Consider the following 15324-nt stretch of genomic DNA (forward strand, 5'->3'; position numbering starts at 1 on the left):
ACTGAATTGTAGGAGCTGGCGAAGGCTGCGATCTTTTGATTCTGCTTTTTATTTCGCGGGTTTGACGAACCGCAGCGTCATCCGGTCCGACTCACCAATCGCTACATATTTCGCCCGATCCTTCTCGCCCAATGTCAGCGCTGGCGGCAAGGTCCACACGCCTTCGGGGTAGTCCTTGGTGTCCTTCGGGTTGGCGTTGATTTCGCTCTGCGCCTCAAGCTTGAAACCCGCATCGGTCGCCATTTTCACCACGTAATCGGTGGTCAGGTAGCCGCTGTGCTTGATGTCCTCCAGTGACGCCCCGTCCTTGGCCCGGTGATCCACCACGCCGAGCACGCCACCCGGTTTGAGCACTTTGAAGAAGGCCTGGAACATCAGCGGCGCGGTGTCCGCCAGCACCCAGTTGTGCACGTTGCGAAAGGTCAGCACGGTGTCCGCCGAGCCCGGTTGGCCGAATGCCGGGGCTTTCGGATCGAACTCAAGCACCTGAGCCTTGGCGTACTGAGCGGGAGCAGCAGCGAATTTGCTCTTCAGCTTCTCTTCGTTCTTACGCGCATAGTCACTGACCGTCGGCGCCTGGACCGCCGCGATGTAATGACCATTTTCCTTGAGCACTGGCGCCAGCAATTCGCTGTACCAGCCATTGCCGGGGGTGATTTCAATGACCGTCTGCTTCGGTCCCAAGCCAAAAAACTGCAAGCTCTGTTGCGGATGACGATAGCCATCACGTGCGACGTTTTCCGGAGCCCGCCAACTGCCGGCCAAGACCTTGGCGTATTGCTCGGCGGTCACCGTCGGCGCGGCGGCATGACTGAAAACAGGTGCAAGCAAAGCGGTCAGCGTCACAGCCAGAAGAGCAGGTTTCATGGGGCGTCCTGAGTGAAGTCGAAGTCGACGCCGAGGCTAGCACGCAGGCCTGTCGGACCGATCACACATTATCGTCGGTGGACCTAACCAACGGTTCTAAGCCCATCGCAATCATCGGCTTGCTGCGGGCATAACGACTCAAGCGCTCGACCATCGCGTAGGGCATTGGCGGATCAAACGTAAAACCGCGCCGCTCATAAAAACCACGCAAATCCGGATGACAGAACAGCCACACCGGCAATTCGCAATCCTTCACCGCCGCCGTGATCAACGCGGCGGCAATCCCTTGGTCGCGACACGACGGATCGACAAACAACCCGGTCAGCCAATGCCCGCCGGAGACCGGACGCAAACACAACGCGCCAATAATTTCATTGCGTCGGGCGACCCACAATTGCGCATCGCGAACCGCTTTCATCGACGATTGATGAGCGCGGTAAAACTTGTTCATCAATGGCCAAAGCGGCTCATCGAGTTGGGTGAATTGGGTGCTGGGCATGATCCTGGACTGTCGGTGCGCAAAGCCGGCGATTATAAAAGAACGCGCCGGCATGGATAGGTGTATACCTGATCTCACATCCCCTGTGAGTGGAGTACGCATCATGTCCAAAGGTATGGATTCAAAGAAAGCCGACAAGAAAAAGCCGGCGAAAACCGCCATTGAAAAGCGCGCCGACAAGAAAGCCAAGAAGGTGAATGTGTTCGGCCATTGATCCTGCGCTGACCGATCGCTCCCGCGCAATGCGGGAGCGACACCGAAAATAATCTGCAAGAAATCCCGCCGCCGTTGCACAGAAGGGGACTGGTCCCCGATCCGAGCAACGCCATGCCTCATTACTTCGATAGCGCCCATCAAGTAGAAATAGAAACCCTGCGCCAACGCCTGACCGCCCGCACCGAGTGGCCGACCTGGCTGTTGTTGATCGGCGTGTACAGCGCGTGGTTCGCCATCGTGCTGGGCAGCCATCGATTGGGCCTGTGGTTGAGTACGTTGTTGCTGATCCCGGTTGTGGTGCTCTGGCTGTCGGTGCAGCACGAACTGCTGCACGGCCATCCGACCCGCTGGCCGGCGCTGAACAAAATCTTCGGCTATGCGCCGTTCGCCGTGTGGTATCCCTACACCCTGTATCGCGACAGCCATTTGCTGCATCACCGCGACGAAGACCTGACCCTTCCCGGTCGTGATCCGGAAAGTCGCTATTTGAGTGCCGAGCATTGGCAGGGCAGTTCACTGTTCGAACAAGGCCTGCACTGGCTGAACAAAACCGTGCTCGGCCGCTTCGCCATCGGTGCGCCGCTGGCCTTGCTGTCATTGGCCGCGGAAGAATTGCAACGCCTGAAAAACGGCGAACGGCAGGCCTGGTTGATGTGGCTCAGCCATGGCGCGCTGACCCTAGTGATGCTGCTGTTCATCGCGCGCTACAGCGCATTGCCGGTGTGGCATTACCTGTTGCTGATCAGTGTGCCGGCGCTGTCGATTGCGATGATTCGCTCCTACTATGAACACCGTCCGCACGCGGCACCGGAGCAGCGCACCGTGCTCAACGAAGCGGCGTGGCCGTGGCGCTGGCTGTTCCTCAACCTCAATTTTCATCTGGTGCACCACGACTTGCCGGGCCTGCCTTGGTACGACTTGCCCCGCGCTTATCGCGCACGTCGCGAGCAATGGCTGGCGCGCAGCGGCGGGTTTCTGGTGCGCGGGTATGGCCAGTTGTGGCGTGAGCATGGGATGAGGGCGATCGACAGTCCGCGGCATCCGTTTCACTGATGTCTGGCCACCTCCGGACCCTGTAGGAGCGGGCTTGCCCGCGAAGAGGCCGGCACATCCAACATCAATGTTTTCAGGTAGATCGCTATCGCGGGCAAGCCCGCTCCCACAGAGATCTTCGTTGTATGGGGAATTTTTGATGACACACCACCTCGCCGAACTCCTGATGTACGTCGCCCCCGAGCCCATCCGCCAGGCCAACGAGCGCTGGCTGGCGCGCATCCTCGAACGGCTGGGCACCACGCGCCGCAACGCCGAAGGCCTGTCATTGACCGACCTCTGGCTATCCCCGCACTTGCTGCTGACGCAAACCTGCGGCTATCCGCTGATGACAGCTTTGCGCGGTCAGGTCCGGGTGCTCGGCCGCCCGCGCTATGAATTGCCGGACAGCAGCGGTGGCAACCATTGCAGCCTGCTGCTGAGTCGCGCCGATGATCAGCGGCGCACCTTGCCGGAGTTTTTTGGCAGCCGTGGCGTGATCAATGGCGAAGACTCCAACAGCGGCATGAACCTGCTGCGTCATCGCCTGGCGCCGCTGCATCGGGAAGGGCGTTTTTTTGCCGAGGTCGGCATCAGCGGCAGCCATCGTGAAAGCCTGCGCTGGTTGCGCGAAGACCAGGCTGACCTGGCGGCCATCGACAGCGTCACCTTCGCTTATCTGGCTCGACACGCCGAAGCGGAAGTGAGCGGCCTGCGCGTTGTCGCCCACAGTGCCTTCAGCCCGACCTTGCCGTACATCACCGCTGCGGGCGTCAGTGTTGAACAGGCGGAAGAGATTCGGCAGGTGATGAACCAGACCTTGGGCGAGCTGCCGGAGGTGGCGCGAATCCTTGGTCTGCGGGAAGTGCTGCCGGCCCGTGAGGCCGACTATGAGGTGGTGCTCGACTATCAGCGCGAGACTGAAGCGCTGGGCTATGGGCGGTTACGCTGAAATGCATTTATAGAATATAAAAATGCATTTTAAATATTATTAATGAATAAGGCTCCTTGCTAGGATCGCGTCACCGGACGACCGGACATTCAGCGACCCCTAACCCTGGAGCCTTTATGTCCGGCACCGACCTTTCCCATCGCAATGACGTGGGCGGATTGTTCCGCGCCCATTACCCCTGGCTCTGTGCGCGATTGCGCGAGTACTTGGGAAGCGGTTGCGAAGACATCGCCGCCGAAGCCTTCGTGCAGTTGCTCGAAGCGCCGCAGACGGTCGCCATCCGCGAGCCTCGCGCCTTGCTCACCACCATCGCCCGACGCCTGGTCTATCAACTTTGGCGTCGTCGCGATCTGGAGCGTCAGCACCTCGATCAGTTGCTGCAGGTTGATAAACCCTCAACGCCTTCACCCGAAGAACTGGTGCAACTGACCCAGGCACTACAGGGCCTCGACCGCACGCTGGCGCGCCTGCCTGGCAAGGTTCGGGCGACATTTCTGTTGTCGCGGGTCGACGGCCTGACTTACCCGCAAATCGCCGCCGAGCTGGGCATTTCCCAGCGCTCGGTCAGCGTCTACATGACCCGCTCCGAGGCCCTTTGCGCCCGGCACAGCGCCAATCAATCCCTAAACCGCCCCCTGCAAAACAAGAGGTCTGCATGAGATCGATCAAAACCCTGCTCGGCAGTTCGCTGCTGGCCCTGAGCCTGATTGCCAACCAGGCATCAGCAGCGGAAAAAACCGCGCCCATTCACTTCGGCGACATCACTTGGGAAAGCGGCAGCCTGATCACCGAGATCCTGCGCCTGATCGTCGAGAAAGGTTATGGCTACCCGACGGACACCTTACCGGGCAGCACCGTCAGCCTCGAAGCGGCGCTGGCGAAAAACGATATTCAAGTGATCGGCGAAGAGTGGGCCGGACGCAGCCCGGCGTGGGTCAAAGCCGCCGCGGAAGGCAAAGTGTTTGGCTTGGGTGACACGGTCAAGGGCGCAACCGAAGGCTGGTGGGTGCCAGAGTACGTGATCAAGGGTGACCCGGAGCGCGGCATCAAACCCCTGGCGCCGGAGCTGAAATCCGTCGCGGACCTGGCCAAGTACAAAGACGTGTTCCGCGACCCCGAAGACCCGAGCCGTGGCCGCTTCCTCAACAGCCCGACCGGCTGGACCTCGGAGATCGTCAACAGCCAGAAACTCAAGGCCTATGACCTCACCGAAAGCTTCGTCAATTTCCGCACGGGTTCCGGCGCGGCACTGGATGCCGAAGTTGCGTCGTCGATCCGTCGTGGCAAACCGGTGTTGTTCTACTACTGGTCACCAACGCCGTTGCTGGGCCGTTTCAAACTGGTGAAGCTCGACGAACCGCCGTTCGACGCCGAAGCCTGGAAAACTCTGGCCGACGCCAACAACCCGAATCCCAAGGGCACCCGCTCGATGCCGGCCAGCCTGGCGATTGGCGTGTCTGCACCGTTCAAGGCGCAGTACCCGGACCTGGTGGCGTTCTTCGAAAAAGTCGACCTGCCGATTGATCTGCTGAACCACACCCTGGGGCAGATGAGTGAAAAACGGCAGAAGCCGCGGGAAGTCGCCGAAGCGTTTTTGCGAGAACAGCCGCAGGTGTGGAAGGACTGGGTGCCGGGTGAGGTGGCCACGAAGGTGAGTGCGAGTTTGTAATTTCAACGTGACTTGAAGATAGCCATCGCGAGCAGGCTCGCTCCTACAATTGATTCTCTGTGTTCACAAAAATGCTGATCACCGCAGATTTCCTGTAGGCGCGATCCTGCTCGCGATCGATTCAAAGCCGTTCGCCAATACCGTGGCCATAGCGGCTCCCCTCTAAGCTGAATCGTTTTTGTCCTCGATACTGGCCGACTAGTGGCCTTGCAAGCCCAACGTGTCTGTCTATGCTCACGTGTAACTAACTATGTCGACCGCAATGTCACGGTTAGTCCCAGAGTGCGCAAACCAAGGCACCGACACACTTGAATGGAGCTGTCCTGAAAGGGAGTTTGCTTATGAGCACGTTAGGGTTGGCCCGCCTGCGGGCTATCAAGAGAAGGATGTCTTGATGAGAGTGTCGCAATAGGGACCCCCTCCGATCGAACATCATCAATCACCTGACTGGTCCTTCCTTTTTTGGAGGGGCGCGTGTGCCTGTTCTATTGAACGTAGTGGTGGATTTGAAAGACCTGAAACTTTCATGAATCAAAAAACCGCGCTTAGGGTGATACGACCATGTTTAACCTTCATCACAAAGCTGACCTGCTTGAGATCGAACGCTTTAGCTGTGCGCTGACCGAGGCCAATGCCAAGTTGGCGGCCGTCAGCCGTTCGATGGCGATGATTGAATTCACGCCGGACGGCATCGTGCTCGATGCCAACGAAAATTTTTGCGTCGCCATGGGTTACAGCGTCGACGAGGTACGCGGCAAACATCACCGGATATTCTGCGAAGAGGCGTTTTATCGCAGCGAGCAGTACGCCAAATTGTGGCGTGACCTGGCTCGTGGCGAACCAGTCAGCGGCACTTTTTCTCGGTTGAACAAGGCCGGCAAGGAAATCTGGCTCGAGGCCAGTTACATGCCGGTGTTTGGCCCCGACCGGCAGGTACGCAGCGTGATCAAGGTCGCCACCGACATCACGGCGAGGGTCAACAAGGAACACGAAAACGAAAGCATGCTCGCCGCCATTGGCCGTTCCATGGCGGTGATCGAGTTCAGCCCGGATGGCCGGGTGATCACCGCCAACGAAAACTTCCTGAAGACCATGCAGTATTCACTCAACGAAGTCGTCGGTCAGCATCACAGTCTGTTTTGTCATCGCGCGGAAGCCGAGTCCCAGGCCTACAGGAATTTCTGGGCCTCGCTCAATCGCGGCGAATATCACTCGCACCGTTTCGAGCGCAAGAACAAGCAAGGTCAGACAGTCTTCCTCGAAGCCTCCTACAATCCGTTGTTCGACGCCAAGGGCCGGTTGTACAAAGTGGTGAAATTCGCCAGTGACATCACCCAGCAGATGACCACCCTGCAAACCGCCGCAGAATCGGCCCACAGCACCTCGGTGCAAAACGACGTCTGTGCACGCAAGGGTTCGGAGGTGGTGCAGCAGACGGTGCAGATCATCCAGGACATTTCCAAAGACCTGAACGAAGCGGCGCTGAGCATCGATGCCGTAAGCAAACAGTCCGACATCATCGGCACCATCGTGCAGACCATCCGCGGCATTGCCGATCAGACCAACCTGCTGGCGCTCAACGCCGCGATCGAAGCGGCCCGCGCCGGTGAACACGGGCGTGGATTTGCGGTAGTGGCCGATGAAGTGCGCAGTCTCGCCGCACGCACCAGCCAGGCGACGCTGGAAATCGTCGACGTGGTGCGCAAGAACCATGATTTGTCATTGAGTGCGGTGTCGAGCATGCAATCGAGCTTGAGTCGAACGGGGCTCGGAGTGGAACTGGCGAACGAGGCGGGGGAGGTGATCCTGGAGATTCAGCAGGGCTCGCGGCATGTGGTGGATGCGATCAGCCAGTTCAACTCGACGTTGCAGTTGAATTAACACGCAGCGCAACCAAATGTAGGCGCTGCCGCAGGCTGCGATCTTTTGATCCTGTTTGTAAAAAATCAAAATCAAAAGATCGGAGCCTGCGGCAGCTCCTACACGCCCGCCCGTTAAAGCGCAGCGAGGAACTTGTCGACCACCTGTAGTTTGTTCTGGTCGCCACTTTCCTGCTCTTTTTCAGCCTTGGCGATTTCAGCCTTTTCCTGCATGCGTTGGGCAACTTCTTCGCCGATCGCCTTTTGCTGCTCCGGCGGCATCTGCTCGACTTCTTCCTGAGTCAGACCCATCTCCTGAAGGATCGCATCACGCATGCGCTGCTCCGGGGTTTTACTCATGTAGTCCTTGAACTCGTCCGTGGCCGAGCCTTTGGTCCCGATCGCGTCCTTGACGCCTTCAGGTAGCGGCGCATAGACCGCTTGCAGGTTCACGCGGGTTTTGGCGAACGCCTCATCGACGTTGTCGCTTACCTTGGCGGCCTCGCTGACCTGTTGCGTAGCCGATTGGGTTGCCGATTCCTGGACTTGCGTCGTTGCTTGCGTGGTTTGCGCCTGCACATTGTTTTGCAGGGCCTGGGCCATGACGCTTTGAAGACCGGCGGCGGCTTCGGCGGTCGGGTCCTCACCAGGGCGTTTAGGGAGAGGGATTACCAGGTTTGATTTTGCACTGACCAACATGATGAGTGACCTTGTGGGTTTTTGTGGTGCGGTGCCTTGAGCAAAGAGTGTGCCTAAAGAAAAAATATCAACTAAATCAATTGGTTGATGATTTTTATTGGAGGGGTGAGCAGGGTTCGCGGTCAAGCTTTGCCGCTGAACGGCAAACGTTTGCTGCACGGCTCTACAGTTCAGGGCAGGCCATTGCAGCAGTGCTTCAGGAAGCCGGGATGCTGCGCCAGGCGTTTGAAATACTCGTCGATGGCAGGGCAGTCCGGGCGCTCGATGGGTGTCATCAACCAGCGATTGACCGACAGGCCGATGACAATGTCGGCCAGGGTAAATTTGGCCCCGGTGACATAGGCTTTGGTGGTCGCGAGTTGATGTTCGAGGATGCCCATCTTCTGGTTCCAGCCCCGCACGCCGACGTCGATGCGATGCGCGTCCTGATACTCCGGATCCTTGCGCACCAAAGCCATGAACGCGTAGCTCCACGAGGCATTCAGATCGGTGGCCTGCCAGTCCATCCACTGTTCCACCCGGGCGCGCGCAGCCGGTTCGCCGGGCAGCAGTTCGTGGTGGTGTTGGTGTTTGCCGGCCAGATAGCGGCAGATGGTATTGGACTCCCACAACACCCCGTTCTCATCAATGATCACCGGCACCTGGGCGTTGGGATTGAACCTGAGGAACTCGGGGCTATGGGTCGAGGCAAAACCGCTGCCCCAATCCTCGCGCTCGAAGGACAGACCCAATTCCTCGCAGGTCCACAGGACTTTGCGGACGTTGATCGACGAGGCTTTGCCGAGAATTTTCAGTGAGTGTTCCATTGCGCTACTCCATTGAGAATGGCGTATAGACAATTGTAGGAGCTGCCGAAGGCTGCGATCTTGTGATCTTCGTTTCTAAATTCAAGATCAAAAGATCGCAGCCTTCGGCAGCTCCTACGAGGGGGAGAGTGAAAGTCAGGTACTCTCGCGCACCTTCAACTCAAACCCCATGTCCTGCACCGGTTTGGCCACGGTGTTGCCGGCCATCAAGGTCAGCATCTGCTCCGCCGCGCGGCGACCAATGGCTTCGCGTGGGGTGCTGATGCTGCTCAGGCGCGGCACCATGTGGGCCGAGGCTGGCAGGTCGTTGAAGCCGAGGATCGCTACTTGTTCAGGGATTTTGATCCCGTGGCGCATCGCTTCAAGCAGCGCGCCCTGGGCCAGGTCGTCGTTGCCGAAGAAAATCGCATCGACATCGGGATGGCTGGCGATCATCTGCAAAAACAATTCGCCACCCAGGCCTACGGAAGACGGGCGAGGGGTCAGCACTTCCAGGGCCGGGTCATACAGGCTGGCCTTTTGTAGAGCGCGGCGGAAACCTTCGCCACGCAGCAAGGTGCGCTGATCCAGTTGTGCGCCGATGTAGGCCAGGCGCTTGCGGCCACGAGACAGCAAATGTTCGGCGGCGGTTTCGCCGGCGGCCAGTTGTGAAAAACCGACGCAATTGAGCCCGGCGGCACTGTCCAGTTCCATCATGTACACGCACGGAATGTTGCTGGCTTCGATCATCCGCCGCGAGCTTTCGGTGCGGTCGAAACCGGTGAGCAGCAAACCGCGCGGCTGATAAGCCATGTAGTTGCGCAGCAGGTTTTCTTCTTCGTCGCGGGAGTAGTGGAAGTTGCCGATCAGCACTTCGAAGCCCTTGGGACGAAGAACCTGATGAATGGCTTCCAGGGTGTCGATGAACAAAAGGTTGGACAACGACGGCACCAGCACCACCACCGAATGGCTCTGCGCCGAAGCCAAAGCGCGGGCGGCGGGGTTAACCACATAGTTGAGTTCCAGCGCCGCTTTCTGCACCTTTTCCACCAGTTCGGTGGCCACGGTACTGACGCCGCGCAACGCGCGCGAGGCGGTAATCGGGCTGACACCGGCCAGGCGGGCAACTTCGTTCAGGGTAGGGCGGCCAGTGGTGCGGGTATTTTTATCGTTTTTAGTTGGATTCATCGACGGCTTGCCAAACAAAATTCAAGGCACTAAGGTAGCGCTGTCTCGATGCAGCTGCAAATGCGTGAGCGGGGGTTCGCCTGATCCTCGCTTTTTGGCGTTGGGAACGAACATGCTGCAACCCATAAAATGACAAGAAAGGCGTCGGCAACTTCTGCTTTTGGTCTAGTGTCATAACTGGCAAAGGTAGCGCTGTCTGCGCGCTGAGGTGTTACATGAATCATCCCATCACCGCCCTGGTCATCATGGGCGTTGCCGGTTGCGGCAAGACGTGCGTCAGCGAGGCCCTGTGCCAATTGAGCGGCGCCACTGCCATTGAAGGCGACTCTTTCCACCCTGCCGCCAATATCGAAAAGATGAGCGCGGGAATCCCCCTGAACGATGAAGACCGTGCCGGCTGGCTCGACAGCCTGTGCGATGAACTGCGCCGCATCGACGCCACGGGCCAGCGCCCGGTGCTGACCTGCTCCGCGCTCAAGCACATTTATCGCGAACGCTTGCGCAGTGCCTTGCCGGGCCTTGGCTTCGTGTTCCTTGAACTGACCCCCGAAGTCGCCGCCGACCGCGTTTCCCACCGGCCGGGTCACTTCATGCCGTCGACGTTGATCGACAGCCAGTTCGCCACCCTCGAATCCCCCGTCGGCGAGCCCTTGACCCTGGCCCTCGATGCCTCGATCCACAGCGTCGATGAGCTGGCCGTTCAGGCTCACCACTGGTGGCTTGAGCACGGCTTGAAGCGCGCCGGTTAATTTTGCTTGCAGAGATAGCGCTGTCCTTATGGCTTTCGAATTACCCGCTTTAATAACAACAACAACCAGGAGACACCCCTAATGTTTGGCATGTCCCACGAGACGTTCCTGCTGCTCGATGCAGTGGTCACGGTGATCGGGCTTATCGTTCTGATCACCAAGTTCAAGTTGCACCCTTTCCTTGCCCTGATCATTGCCGCAGCCTTCCTCGGGCTGACTTCCGGCATGCCGATCGGCACGATCATCAAGGCGTTCCAGGACGGCTTCGGTGGCGTGCTCGGTTTCGTCGGCATCATCCTGGCGCTGGGCACCATGCTCGGCAAAATGATGGCCGAGTCGGGCGGGGCAGACCAGATCGCCCAGACCCTGATCCGCGCCTTCGGCAAGGACAAGGTGCAGTGGGCAATGATGTTCGCCGCGTTCCTGGTGGGCATTCCGCTGTTCTTCGAAATCGGCTTCGTGCTGCTGATTCCGCTGGTGTTCATCGTGGCTCGTCGCACTGGCGTGTCGATCATCAAGATCGGTATCCCGCTGCTGGCCGGTCTGTCCGCAGTCCACGGTCTTGTGCCGCCGCACCCGGGGCCGCTGCTGGCCATCGGCGTGTTTGGTGCCGACATCGGCAAAACCATTCTTTATGGTCTGATCGTTGCGCTGCCAACGGCGATCATTGCGGGTCCGATCTTCGGTACGTTCATCGCCAAGCACATCCCCGGTCACCCGAACCAGGAGCTGGTGGATCAACTGGCGCGCGAAACCGATTCGGCTGAACTGCCGAGCTTCAGCATCACCCTGGTGACCGTGCTGCTGCCGGTGTTCCTGATGCTGCTCAAGACTTTTGCCGACGTCGTGCTGCCGGATGGCAACATCTTCCGCGCCTTCATGGACCTGATCGGTCACCCGATTTCGGCGTTGCTGCTGGCGTTGCTGCTGTCGCTGTACACCTTCGGCTACAAGCAGGGCATCGGTTCCAGCCAAATGATGAAATGGCTGGATGCGAGCCTCGCGCCGACTGCCGCGATCATCCTGATCATCGGTGCCGGTGGTGGCTTCAAGCAGATGCTGGTAACCAGCGGCGTGGGTGACGTGATCGGCCACATGGCGGTGAACGCACAAATCTCGCCGATCCTGCTGGCGTGGCTGGTGGCGGCGGTGATTCGTATCGCCACCGGTTCGGCGACCGTAGCGACCATCACTGGCGCAGGCATTGTGGTGCCGGTGGTCGGGATGATTCCGGGTGTGAACCGTGAGCTGCTGGTACTGGCCACCGGTGCAGGTTCGTTGATCCTGTCTCACGTCAACGACGCCGGTTTCTGGCTGGTGAAGCAGTACTTCAACATGACCGTGGCCGAAACCTTCAAGACCTGGACCGCGATGGAAACCATCCTGTCTGTGGTGGGCCTTGGCTTTATTCTGTTGTTGTCGCTGTTCGTCTAAGCGATTCGACAGGCACAAAAAAACCGCAGCGATGCGGTTTTTTTGTGGGTGAAGCAAATCCCTGTAGGAGCTGTCGAGTGAAACGAGGCTGCGATCTTTTGACTCTGCACGGCAAGATCAAAAGATCGCAGCCTGCGGCAGCTCCTACAGGGGATCGTGTTATTTAGTAACTAACCCATCCGCCCGAAACATCCCGCGAATCCCGCGCACGGCCTGACGAATCCGGTCCTGGTTTTCGATCAGCGCGAAACGCACGTGATCATCCCCGTATTCACCAAATCCAACACCCGGCGAGACGCAAACCTTGGCTTCGGCCAGCAGCTTCTTGGCGAACTCCAGCGAACCCAGGTGTGCATAGGCGTCAGGAATCTTCGCCCAGACGTACATCGACGCTTTCGGGTTTTCCACCATCCAGCCCAGTTCATGCAGGCCTTTGACCAGCACGTTGCGCCGCTGCCGATACTGCTCGGCGATGTCGCGCACGCATTGCTGATCGCCTTCCAGCGCCGCAATCGCTGCCACTTGCAGCGGGGTGAAGGTGCCGTAGTCGTGGTAGCTCTTGATCCGCGCCAGGGCGTTGACCAGTTCCGGGTTGCCGACCATGAAGCCGATGCGCCAGCCTGCCATGTTGTAGCTCTTGGACAGGGTGAAAAACTCCACCGCAATGTCCTTTGCGCCCGGCACCTGCATGATCGACGGGGCTTTCCAGCCGTCGTAGACGATGTCGGCGTAAGCGAGGTCATGGATCACAAGCACATCGTACTGCTTGGCGAGGGCGATCACGCGCTCGAAGAAATCCAGCTCCACGCATTGCGCGGTCGGGTTGGACGGGAAACCAAGGATCATCATCTTCGGCTTCGGGATCGAGCCGCGAATGGCCCGTTCCAGTTCGGCGAAGAAATCCACGCCCGGCACCAGCGGCACCGAACGCACCTGGGCGCCGGCAATCACGGCACCGTAGATGTGAATCGGGTAGCTCGGGTTTGGCACCAGCACCGTGTCGCCCTGGTCGAGGGTGGCCAGCATCAAGTGCGCCAGGCCTTCCTTGGAACCGATGGTGACAATGGCTTCACTTTCCGGGTCGATGTCGACCTCGTAGCGTTCCTTGTACCAGTTGGAAATCGCCCGGCGCAGGCGCGGAATGCCTTTGGAAGTCGAGTAACCGTGGGTGTCTTCGCGCTGGGCGACCTGCACGAGTTTTTCGACGATGTGCGGCGGCGTGGCGCCGTCGGGGTTGCCCATGCTCAAGTCGATGATGTCTTCGCCACGACGACGGGCGGCCATCTTCAGCTCGGCAGTGATGTTGAAAACGTAAGGGGGGAGTCGATCTATGCGCGCAAAGCGGCGCGGCGAACCTTGTTCGGCCATTGTTGCCTCGGATAACGTAAGCGCCCGGAACCGTCCGAGCGACGCTGGTCACTGCGGTGACCTGTGGCGGAATGTACGGTCAGCTGTGGCAGACTGTCCAGCCTCAAAATAAACAAATTTGTCCGAAGGAAAGGGTTCGATGGAATTTACCAGTGGCTTTTTGCTGAGCCTTTCGCTGTGCCTGGACATCGGCGTGGCCAACATCGCGATGATCACCCTGGCGATGCAACGCGGCTATTTTCAAGGCTTTGCGCTGGGCTTGGGCACCTGCGTCGGCGACCTGATCTACGCCGTGCTGGCGCTGGCCGGCATGACTGTTTTGCTGCAATACGAAACCGTGCGCTGGGTCCTGTGGATCGGCGGTTCGGCGCTGCTGGTGTACTTCGCGGCGAAGATGATTTATTCGGCGATACACCATGAAGCTCTTCTGGCCGAGACTGCCGAGGTTGGCCACAACTCCCATCGCAAGGAATTCTTCCGTGGGATTTTTCTCGCCATGTCGTCGCCCAGCGCGATTCTTTGGTTTGCAGCAGTGGGCGGCACGCTGATCGCTCGGTCCGGTGGCGGCGGTGCACTGAGTTCGGCGCTGTTCCTCGGCGGTTTTCTCTGTGCCGGGCTGCTGTGGTCCGCAGGCCTGTGCTTCGCCGCGAGCCACGGGGGCAAGTTGCTCGGTGACAAACTGCTGCGCTACTCCTATATGGCATCGGCGGCGATCTTCTGCTATTTCGCGGTCTACGTGATCCTATCGGGCTATAACGAGTTTGTCGGCGCAGGCGCCGTCGAGCAGTTGCACGCCCTGTAATTGGGCGAATCAGGTTTGGCCTCTATACTCCCAGCCGAACCCACTTTTAAGCGCAGGAGTCGAGTCATGGATGAGCAAACACGCGTCGAAGTGTCCGAGCCACGCATCGAGCACGGACACTTCCTGCTGATTGCAGGGCTTGGCGGAACATTTACCCAGCAAACCGTAAAAGGCATTCCCGAACTCTGGGAAAAATTCATTCCCCACATCGGCAAAGTGCCAGGGCAAAAAGGCGAAGTGACCTACGGCATCTGCTGCAATTTCGACGGCAAGGGCGGCTTCGATTACATCGCCGGCGTCGAGATCAGCAAGCTCGACGATTTGCCGGACACCTACCGCTGGGTAGAAGTCCAGCCCCAGCAATACCTGGTGTTTGAGCACAAAGGGCCGCTGGAAACGCTGCCGCAAACCTTCCAGTACATCCATGGCACGTGGCTGCCGCAGTCCGGTCATCAAACGGCTGACGCCCCGGAATTCGAACGCTACAGCGAAGACTTCAACCCGAAGCTCAACACCGGCAAGCTGGAAATCTGGCTGCCGATCAAGGCGTGATCAAGGCAGTGAGAGGCGGATCTGCCGATTCGTCTCTCGATGTCGCACGCAGGCTGATTTATGATCCCCTGCCTTTCCCCCGCTGATTCCGAGCTGCCATGAACACCCTCATCCGCAATGTCACGCCTGCTGACCTTGACCGCTGCTACGCCATCGAAACCGTTGCCTACGAAGGTGACGAAGCGGCGACCCGCGAGAAAATCGCCACCCGCATCGCCACCTGGCCCGAGGGTTTCATCGTTGCCGAAGTGGAGGGTGTCGTAGCCGGTTTCATCAATTCCGGTGCGGCGTTTCAGGTGGAGATGTCGGATGAAGCGTTCAAGGAACTGATCGGCCACGACCCGGCCGGGCCGCACGTGGTGATCATGTCGGTGGTGGTGCATCCGGACTATCAGGGGCAAGGGCTGGCGAAGCGCTTGATGGGCGAGTTCATCGAGCGCATGCGCGTGATGGACAAAGCCAGCATCAATTTGATGTGCAAGGAGCGGCATATTCCGCTGTACGCCGGGTTCGGTTTTGCCTACATCAAACCCTCGGCGTCCGACCATGGCGGCATGGCGTGGCATGAGATGGTGCTGAAGCTGTAAAAGATATTCCCTGTAGGAGCTGCCGCAGGCTGCGATCTTTTGATTTTGCTTTTTAAAAAACAGGAT

The 15324-nt window shown here is 58.9% G+C and carries 15 protein-coding genes and 2 pseudogenes; 11 read left to right on the forward strand and 6 right to left on the reverse strand.

Annotated elements, in window-relative coordinates; all coding sequences use genetic code 11:
• Positions 1-48: 48 nt before the first annotated feature.
• Both ACW9JC_RS22495 and ACW9JC_RS22500 read right to left on the reverse strand, forming a co-directional pair.
• Complete coding sequence (locus tag ACW9JC_RS22495; RefSeq protein ID WP_457457681.1) at positions 49-867, reverse strand: class I SAM-dependent methyltransferase; 819 nt, start codon at positions 865-867, stop codon at positions 49-51.
• Between the two features lie 61 nt (positions 868-928).
• Positions 929-1366 (reverse strand): GNAT family N-acetyltransferase, encoded by a 438-nt coding sequence (locus ACW9JC_RS22500; protein ID WP_457457683.1) that lies wholly within the window; start codon positions 1364-1366, stop codon positions 929-931.
• A 327-nt stretch (positions 1367-1693) separates the two neighbouring features.
• Between ACW9JC_RS22500 and ACW9JC_RS22505 the strand changes: the two genes are divergently transcribed.
• From ACW9JC_RS22505 to ACW9JC_RS22530, 6 genes and pseudogenes are all read left to right on the forward strand, one after another.
• Entirely contained in the window at positions 1694-2635 is a 942-nt protein-coding gene (locus tag ACW9JC_RS22505) for a fatty acid desaturase (protein ID WP_457457685.1), read from the forward strand.
• A gap of 139 nt (positions 2636-2774) precedes the next feature.
• On the forward strand, positions 2775-3566 hold the full coding sequence (locus tag ACW9JC_RS22510; RefSeq protein WP_457457687.1) for a phosphate/phosphite/phosphonate ABC transporter substrate-binding protein: 792 nt from the start codon (positions 2775-2777) through the stop codon (positions 3564-3566).
• Between the two features lie 116 nt (positions 3567-3682).
• Positions 3683-4225: a sigma-70 family RNA polymerase sigma factor gene (locus ACW9JC_RS22515; protein WP_457457689.1), complete on the forward strand. Its 543-nt coding sequence runs from the start codon at positions 3683-3685 to the stop codon at positions 4223-4225.
• A complete protein-coding gene (locus ACW9JC_RS22520; RefSeq protein WP_457457691.1) occupies positions 4222-5235 on the forward strand; it encodes an ABC transporter substrate-binding protein in 1014 nt (337 codons plus the stop codon). The genes ACW9JC_RS22515 and ACW9JC_RS22520 overlap by 4 nt, the downstream gene beginning before the upstream one ends.
• A 666-nt stretch (positions 5236-5901) precedes the next feature.
• Positions 5902-6570 (forward strand): annotated as a pseudogene (locus ACW9JC_RS22525) (PAS domain-containing protein); the annotation flags it as partial.
• Positions 6571-6699: 129 nt separating this feature from the next.
• Positions 6700-7116: pseudogene (locus ACW9JC_RS22530) on the forward strand (methyl-accepting chemotaxis protein); the annotation flags it as partial.
• A 113-nt stretch (positions 7117-7229) separates the two neighbouring features.
• Here the strand turns inward: ACW9JC_RS22530 and ACW9JC_RS22535 are convergent.
• The 3 genes from ACW9JC_RS22535 to gntR form a co-directional block, all read right to left on the reverse strand.
• Complete coding sequence (locus ACW9JC_RS22535; RefSeq protein ID WP_457457702.1) at positions 7230-7793, reverse strand: hypothetical protein; 564 nt, start codon at positions 7791-7793, stop codon at positions 7230-7232.
• A 170-nt stretch (positions 7794-7963) separates the two neighbouring features.
• A complete protein-coding gene (locus ACW9JC_RS22540; RefSeq protein WP_457457693.1) occupies positions 7964-8599 on the reverse strand; it encodes a glutathione S-transferase family protein in 636 nt (211 codons plus the stop codon).
• 135 nt (positions 8600-8734) lie between these two features.
• Positions 8735-9766 (reverse strand): HTH-type transcriptional regulator GntR, encoded by a 1032-nt coding sequence (gntR, locus tag ACW9JC_RS22545; protein WP_338582561.1) that lies wholly within the window; start codon positions 9764-9766, stop codon positions 8735-8737.
• Positions 9767-9981: 215 nt separating this feature from the next.
• Here gntR and ACW9JC_RS22550 point away from each other — a divergent pair, with 215 nt between their 5' ends.
• Complete coding sequence (locus tag ACW9JC_RS22550) at positions 9982-10515, forward strand: gluconokinase (protein WP_338582560.1); 534 nt, start codon at positions 9982-9984, stop codon at positions 10513-10515.
• Between the two features lie 81 nt (positions 10516-10596).
• Positions 10597-11949, forward strand: a complete 1353-nt coding sequence (locus ACW9JC_RS22555; protein ID WP_034149192.1) for a GntP family permease — start codon at positions 10597-10599, stop codon at positions 11947-11949.
• Between the two features lie 159 nt (positions 11950-12108).
• On the opposite strand, the gene alaC is transcribed toward ACW9JC_RS22555, so the two are convergent.
• Complete coding sequence (alaC, locus tag ACW9JC_RS22560) at positions 12109-13317, reverse strand: alanine transaminase (protein ID WP_457457696.1); 1209 nt, start codon at positions 13315-13317, stop codon at positions 12109-12111.
• Positions 13318-13456: 139 nt separating this feature from the next.
• Between alaC and ACW9JC_RS22565 the strand changes: the two genes are divergently transcribed.
• From ACW9JC_RS22565 to ACW9JC_RS22575, 3 genes are all read left to right on the forward strand, one after another.
• A complete protein-coding gene (locus tag ACW9JC_RS22565; protein ID WP_150703105.1) occupies positions 13457-14119 on the forward strand; it encodes a LysE family translocator in 663 nt (220 codons plus the stop codon).
• A 66-nt stretch (positions 14120-14185) separates the two neighbouring features.
• Positions 14186-14671 carry a GyrI-like domain-containing protein gene (locus tag ACW9JC_RS22570; protein WP_457457698.1) on the forward strand — a complete coding sequence of 162 codons (486 nt, stop codon included), beginning with the start codon at positions 14186-14188 and terminating at the stop codon, positions 14669-14671.
• A gap of 98 nt (positions 14672-14769) precedes the next feature.
• The gene (locus ACW9JC_RS22575) at positions 14770-15258 is read left to right on the forward strand and encodes a GNAT family N-acetyltransferase (RefSeq protein WP_457457700.1); all 489 of its coding nucleotides are present in this window, start codon (positions 14770-14772) and stop codon (positions 15256-15258) included.
• The last annotated feature ends 66 nt before the right edge of the window (positions 15259-15324 follow it).

It is taken from the genome of Pseudomonas sp. SDO5591_S426 (assembly GCF_054070755.1).

Bases quoted from the DNA above. Each gene is read 5' to 3' on its own strand.
- gntR (WP_338582561.1), bottom strand. From the start codon at position 9,766: ATGAATCCAACTAAAAACGATAAAAATACCCGCACCACTGGCCGCCCT.
- ACW9JC_RS22575 (WP_457457700.1), top strand. From the start codon at position 14,770: ATGAACACCCTCATCCGCAATGTCACGCCTGCTGACCTTGACCGCTGC.
- ACW9JC_RS22570 (WP_457457698.1), top strand. From the start codon at position 14,186: ATGGATGAGCAAACACGCGTCGAAGTGTCCGAGCCACGCATCGAGCAC.
- ACW9JC_RS22515 (WP_457457689.1), top strand. From the start codon at position 3,683: ATGTCCGGCACCGACCTTTCCCATCGCAATGACGTGGGCGGATTGTTC.
- ACW9JC_RS22495 (WP_457457681.1), bottom strand. From the start codon at position 867: ATGAAACCTGCTCTTCTGGCTGTGACGCTGACCGCTTTGCTTGCACCT.
- ACW9JC_RS22520 (WP_457457691.1), top strand. From the start codon at position 4,222: ATGAGATCGATCAAAACCCTGCTCGGCAGTTCGCTGCTGGCCCTGAGC.
- ACW9JC_RS22540 (WP_457457693.1), bottom strand. From the start codon at position 8,599: ATGGAACACTCACTGAAAATTCTCGGCAAAGCCTCGTCGATCAACGTC.
- alaC (WP_457457696.1), bottom strand. From the start codon at position 13,317: ATGGCCGAACAAGGTTCGCCGCGCCGCTTTGCGCGCATAGATCGACTC.
- ACW9JC_RS22550 (WP_338582560.1), top strand. From the start codon at position 9,982: ATGAATCATCCCATCACCGCCCTGGTCATCATGGGCGTTGCCGGTTGC.
- ACW9JC_RS22500 (WP_457457683.1), bottom strand. From the start codon at position 1,366: ATGCCCAGCACCCAATTCACCCAACTCGATGAGCCGCTTTGGCCATTG.
- ACW9JC_RS22555 (WP_034149192.1), top strand. From the start codon at position 10,597: ATGTTTGGCATGTCCCACGAGACGTTCCTGCTGCTCGATGCAGTGGTC.
- ACW9JC_RS22565 (WP_150703105.1), top strand. From the start codon at position 13,457: ATGGAATTTACCAGTGGCTTTTTGCTGAGCCTTTCGCTGTGCCTGGAC.
- ACW9JC_RS22505 (WP_457457685.1), top strand. From the start codon at position 1,694: ATGCCTCATTACTTCGATAGCGCCCATCAAGTAGAAATAGAAACCCTG.
- ACW9JC_RS22535 (WP_457457702.1), bottom strand. From the start codon at position 7,793: ATGTTGGTCAGTGCAAAATCAAACCTGGTAATCCCTCTCCCTAAACGC.
- ACW9JC_RS22510 (WP_457457687.1), top strand. From the start codon at position 2,775: ATGACACACCACCTCGCCGAACTCCTGATGTACGTCGCCCCCGAGCCC.